Genomic DNA, 6,433 nt, shown 5'->3' with positions numbered 1-6,433 from the left:
ATATTAATAACGTTGTAACTCCTACATCAAGAGATACTTATTGGGCATTAATAGGTGTGGCATTGCTTATTATCATTACGGCTTGTATCAATTTTATAAACCTGGCAACAGCCCAGGCTATAAGGCGCTCAAAAGAAGTTGGGGTGCGTAAGGTGTTGGGTGCAACCCGTTCGCAGCTCATCAGGCAGTTTATGGGCGAAACCACGGTGCTCGTTCTTATATCGGTGATATTGGGAGTGCTCCTGTGCGCTACTTTCCTTACCCAGGCGGGAAAATGGATGTCAATTAATATTGATACCAGCCAATTACTTCAGCCCATTGTTATGAGCTGGATAGCGACCATAACTTTGTTGGTTATTTTGCTGGCGGGCTTGTATCCTTCTTTTATTCAATCGGCATTTCAGCCCGTTGATTCCCTTAAAAATAAGGCAGGTGTTTCATCCCGTGGCTTAACCCTGCGCAAAAGTTTGGTAATTGCTCAGTTTGCCATTTCTCAGATCTTAATTGTAGGAACACTGGTCGTTGCCCATCAGATGGACTTTTTTGAAAACCAGGACCTGGGTTTTAATAAGGAAGCCGTTATTTCTGTTAACCTGCCTGATCAGGTCAAACGCGAAGTTTTTAAACAACAACTGGAAAGTTATCCAGGTGTAAAAGACCTTAGTTTTTCATCAGGTGCACCAAGTTATAATGACTCCTTTACCAGTTTTTCTTCGCCCGAACTGGGATTTACAAAGGATAATGTTACAGAGGTGAAATTTATTGATGAAAAATATACCGACATGTTTCAGTTGAAAATGCTGGCAGGCGAAAAGATCATTAAAAAGAATGAAAAAGACACCACACACCATGTGGTTATTAACGAAACCATGTTGCAGGCATTAGGTATGCATGACCCGCAAAAAGCCATTAATAAACATGTAATCTTAAATGGCAATCAAAACTCCACCATTATTGGTGTTGTACAGGATTTTCAAAGCGAATCAAAACATAAAAAACGCAGAGCTTGCGTATTGGAGTACAGTGCAGATAACCTTTTTGCCGCCAGCATTCGTATACAGCCAACCTCAATGAGCAAAACCATTGCCTACATAGGCAAGCAATGGTCAAAACTGTTTCCTGATAATCTGTTTCAGTATGAATTTATTGACGAGCATATTGCTGCAATGTACAAACAGGAGCAAAAAGTATATACCGCTTTCCAGCTGTTCTCATACATAGCTATTTTAATAGGCTGTTTAGGGTTGTATGGGTTAATTGCCTTTGCTGCATCACAACGTACTAAAGAAGTAGGCATTCGCAAGGTACTGGGAGCATCTTTATATAGCATTGTTAACCTCTTTACCCGTGAGTTTATCTTTTTAATAGGGATAGCATTCCTGATAGCGGCCCCACTTGGTTATTATGTAATGCATAACTGGTTGCAAAACTTTGCCTATCACATTAATATAGGTCCTGGGATATTTATTATAGCCATAGGCACATCATTCCTGATAGCAGGCATCACCATAGCTTACCAGGCTATAAAAGCAGCCACTATAAATCCCACAAAAAGTTTAAGAAATGAATAGAAGCAGAAAGCTTAAAGCGGAAGGCAGAAAGCTTTGTAATATTTACGAAACGAATAGAAGCAGGAAGCCCAAAGGCATAAAAGCTTTTTAATATTTAGTAACGAATCACAGCGTAGAGCTTTAAGCCTTCAGCTTTATGCTTTAAGCTCCAAAAAAAGTATCATGATAAAAAACTATGTAAAAATAGCTTTTAGGAACCTTTGGCGCCACAGAAGCTTTTCACTCATCAATATTATAGGGCTTGCTATCGGTATGACTGCTTGCTTTTTAATTTTCATGTATGTGAAATTTGAGCTGAGTTATGATAATTTTAATCAAAACTCCGACGAAATTTACCGGGTGGTTTCGGACATTAAGACGCCAACCGAAGCACTTCACTGGCCATCGTCAATTGCGCCAATAGGGCCCGCGCTGCAACAGGATTATCCTGAAATTAAAGCCAATACAAGGATATTTGGCACCGGATTTTTGGTTCAGTACGGCGATTCGAAATTTCAGGAGAACAATATGCAGTTCGCGGAGCCGTCGCTATTTAAGATGTTTACTTTCCCGGTAATAAAAGGCGATGTAAATAAGGCATTTCAAGCACCCTTTACGGTGATAATGACCGAAACCGCTGCTAAGAAATATTTTGGCAGCGCCGATGCCGTTGGTAAATCATTAATACTTGACAGTAAGAATCCGGCATCGGTAGTGGCTGTAATAAAAGATGTTCCGGCAAATTCACATTTCAAGTTCGATATGCTGGTTTCCTTATCAACTCTTGAAAAACAGAATCCGGGAAGGCTAAACCAGTGGGGTAACTTTGGTAACTACACCTATATCATGCTGTCTAAAGGGTATGATTATCATAAACTACAGGCGCGTATGCCAGCATTTGTAAACAAGCATTACAGCGCCAATGACAAAAAACAGGGCATGGATTACGATTATTTTCTGGAGCCGTTAAAAGATGTTTATATGGTATCAAAAAGAGGAGCACCTGAATCCGGAAATTTATATAATGTTCGTATTTTTTCGATCATCGCGGTTTTTATACCCCTAATAGCATGTATCAATTTTATCAACCTAACAACGGCAAGAGCTACAGAGCGGGCAAAGGAAGTAGGTATCCGTAAAGTGATAGGTGCTGTAAGGCAACAGTTAACCATTCAGTTTTTAAGTGAGTCGGTTATTATTTGCCTGATAGCTTTTGTTTTTTCGGGCTTGTTCAGCTTCCTTTTATTGTCGTTGTTTAATCAATTATCGGGTAAGGTTATCAGTCACAGTATCTTTAGCAATGGCTATTTATTTCAGCTGTTCATTATAGCCTGCTTTATTGGTATTACCGCTGGTTTATACCCGGCATTGGTGCTATCAGGCTTTAAACCGGTAACTATACTAAAAGGCAGGTTCAGCAAATCAACCAAAGGCATATTGCTGCGCAAGGGCCTGGTTATTGTTCAGTTTGCTATTTCCATTATACTCATCATCGGAACCGTTATCGTATATGATCAGCTCAATTACATGCGAAACCAGCCGCTTGGTTTTCAAAAAAACCAAATGCTTAGTATTGATTTTAGTGGTGACAGCGCGGTACAAAGTCGTTCAGAACTGATCAAGAACGAACTAAAAAAGATTTCTAATGTACTCTCCGCAACCACATCGGGGGCTTTACCTGGTCTTGGTAATAGTGTTGCCTATTCCGAAATTCAAAATAACACCGGTGTCATGCAGCAGATGAACATGAATATGTATGATGTTGACTATGATTATATTCCTCAATATGAAATGAAAGTAGCTGCGGGCCGCATATTTTCAAAGGCTTTTGGTACAGATACCACCCAGGCTATAGTCATCAATGAATCAGCAGCGAGAAGCCTTGGCTACAAAACGCCCGCAGACGCGGTTGGCAGAAATTTTTCGCAATGGGGCAGACAGGGTAAAATTATAGGTGTATTAAAAGATTTTCACTTTCAATCGTTACAGGAAACTGTAAAGCCTTTAAATATGCGTATCAACGCCCGGGGTACTAATGTATTTACTTTAAAAATAGCGGCAAAAAGTATCCCGGCCACTATCACGGCAATTCAAAATAAATGGAAAATGCTGGTTCCAGAGCGTCCGTTCAACTATGTATTTATTGACGAAAGTTTTAATAAACAATACGTATCTGAAGTAACCTTTGGTAACCTGTTCCTGTATTTTGCGGTGCTGGCCATATTTATTTCATGCCTGGGTTTATTAGGCTTAGCATCATACAGCACCATACAGCGCACCCGTGAAATTGGCATACGTAAAGTGTTAGGCGCTTCGGTATCAGGAATAGTCAATATGCTCTCGAAGGAGTTTTTGGTACTGGTGCTCATATCATCATTGATAGCGTTTCCCGTTGCCTGGCTATGTATGCATTACTGGCTGCAGGATTTTGCATACCGCATAGACATCAGCTGGTGGGTATTTGTTGTTGCCGGGATACTGGCGCTTATTATAGCTTTTACTACGGTAAGTTTTCAGGCTATTAAGGCAGCACTTACCAATCCCGTTAAAAGTTTAAGAAGCGAGTAGGGGGAGAGGTAAAAGGCAAAAAGCAAAAGGTAGAAAGGTAAAAGAAAGAGGCCGAAATTTGTGAGGTGGTGGGAGGGGCTCACCTTTCACCCTAAAACTGTATCATATCCGCACAACGAGTGTTTCAGATGCGAACGTTTGGTTAATCTTTGTGCTTTTTAAATGCCTGTAAATGAGTTGTTTATTTAATTGGTACGCATTTTACAGGTAAGGTTTAAACCATTTACACCATGTTGAAGAATTACTTTAAAATAGCCTGGAGAAATTTGATAAAACACAAAGTTTTTTCATTGTTAAATATTTGCGGTCTTGCTATTGGTGTTGCTACGTTTTGGCTGATCGCCTTATATGTGGCTGACGAGTGGAGCTACGATCGTTATAACGATAAAGCCGACCGCATATTCCGTGTGGTGCAGCATGGTAGTTGGAACGGTGGTAAATTTAATTTAGCTGTAACATCGGCGCCATTTGCACCGGCATTAAAGAACGATTATCCAGAAGTTGAGGACGCTGTTCGCATTGATGCAGAAGGTGGTGGTAAAATCACCTATGGCGATAAACAAGTAAACGAAGGGGGCATGTTTTTTACAGATAATGCCATATTTAACGTTTTCAGCTATCATTTTTTATATGGCGATCCGCATATTGCTTTATCCAAGCCCCAATCCATCGTATTAACAAAAACGCTGGCCGAAAAATTATTTGGYGACGCCGCGAGTGCTTTGGATAAAACTATCCTGATAGAAACTAATCCAACCACGATTAGGGGTGTAATAGACGATGTGCCTGTAAATTCGCATTTTACTTTTGCAGCCCTGCGCTCCTTCCCCGCAAATTATACCGACAAATGGGGTAACTCTAATTTGCATACTTACTTGTTGCTAAAAGATCATGACGATTTCGGGAAAATAGAAGCAGCGTCAGACGTGTTCTTTAATAAATATCTTAAAGGCGCAGTTGGGCCAATGCATTATCAGATGGAACTTCAGCCACTTACATCCATCCATCTTAAATCAAATTTAGATTATGAACTGGGCTCAAATGGAAATATTACCTATGTGTATGTATTTAGTGCTGTTGCATTATTGATATTGGCCATAGCGGTTATTAATTATGTGAACTTAACTACTGCGCGTTCATCTGTACGGATTAAGGAAATTGGTGTACGCAAGGTGATCGGCTCCAGCAAAAAACAGCTAATGCTTATGTTTTTTGCCGAATCAATTATGCTTACCGTGATCGCTACGTTGTTGGCCGGTGTATTAATTCAGTTTGTGTTACCTTATTTTAATCAAATATCGGGTAAAACTTTAGTGCTGCTTCAATTTGGTTTGGCTAAAACAGTTTTTGCTTTCATCGCGTTTTCTTTAATTACGGGTATTTTGAGCGGTTTATACCCTGCTTTATTACTCTCTGGTTTTCGCACTATTTCGGCTATGAAAGGGCAGATAGGTAGTCAGGCTTCAACCGTATTATTCAGGAAATCGTTAGTGGTTTTTCAATTCATCATCACTATAGTAATGATAGCCGGCTCGTGCATCATATATCAGCAATTGCATTATGTAATGAACAAAGACCTGGGTTTCAATAAAGCCCAGGTACTCACATTTCATATCAGCGATAAATCGGCCAGGAGTAAAATAGCGGCTATAAAAAGTCAGCTGATGCAAAACCCGGCGGTTGAAAGCGTTGGTATTGCTGGTAACCCGATAGGTAATAATAATATAGGATCAGGAAACTTTAACATTGGTGCCGATGGAAAAACAAATCCGGAATCGAAAATTGTAGAGAACCTGGTTATTGATGAAGATTTTATACCCACCATGCAGATCAGGATGGCCCAGGGTCGCAATTTTTCGCCGGCAATGCCTACTGATAAAAAAGAATCGATCATAGTGAACGAAACGTTGGTGAATGAATTAGGCTGGAAGGATGCGGTGGGCAAATCTGTTCGTACAGGGGTTGATGAGCAGGGAAACGTTATCACCCAAAAAATAATTGGTGTAGTTAAAGATTTTAACACCTATTCGTTACAACATAAAGTTGCGCTAATGGTATTGGAAATGCCCGCTACAGCAAACGACGAGGATAATTTATATGTACGTGTGGGTAAAAACAATATAGCAGCCACCCTTAATTATATCGGCAAAATATACAGCCGGTTTGATATCGAAAACAAAGTTGAATTTCATTTTTTGGATCAGAATTTTGCCAACCAATACCAATCCGAACAAAAGCAAGGAAAAATCCTGTTCGTATTTACCTTAATGGCTATTTGTATAGCGTGCCTGGGTTTGTTTGGCCTGGTAACATTT

Annotated in this window: 3 protein-coding genes; all 3 read left to right on the top strand. The window is 40.0% G+C overall.

What is annotated here, in order from left to right; all coding sequences use genetic code 11:
• On the top strand, positions 1 to 1,571 hold a 1,571-nt coding region (locus AC1DRQ_RS28790), incomplete at its 5' end, for an FtsX-like permease family protein (RefSeq protein ID WP_477429162.1).
• 162 nt (positions 1,572 to 1,733) lie between these two features.
• Complete coding sequence (locus AC1DRQ_RS28785) at positions 1,734 to 4,118, top strand: ABC transporter permease (protein WP_477429160.1); 2,385 nt, start codon at positions 1,734 to 1,736, stop codon at positions 4,116 to 4,118.
• 230 nt (positions 4,119 to 4,348) lie between these two features.
• A partial coding sequence (locus AC1DRQ_RS28780; RefSeq protein ID WP_477429158.1) for an ABC transporter permease occupies positions 4,349 to 6,433 on the top strand: 2,085 nt, incomplete at its 3' end.

The sequence above is a fragment of the Mucilaginibacter sp. P4_E8 genome, from assembly GCF_056401495.1.
The sequence above is the reverse complement of the archived record's forward strand: the minus strand, read 5'-3'. Positions and strand labels throughout refer to the sequence as shown.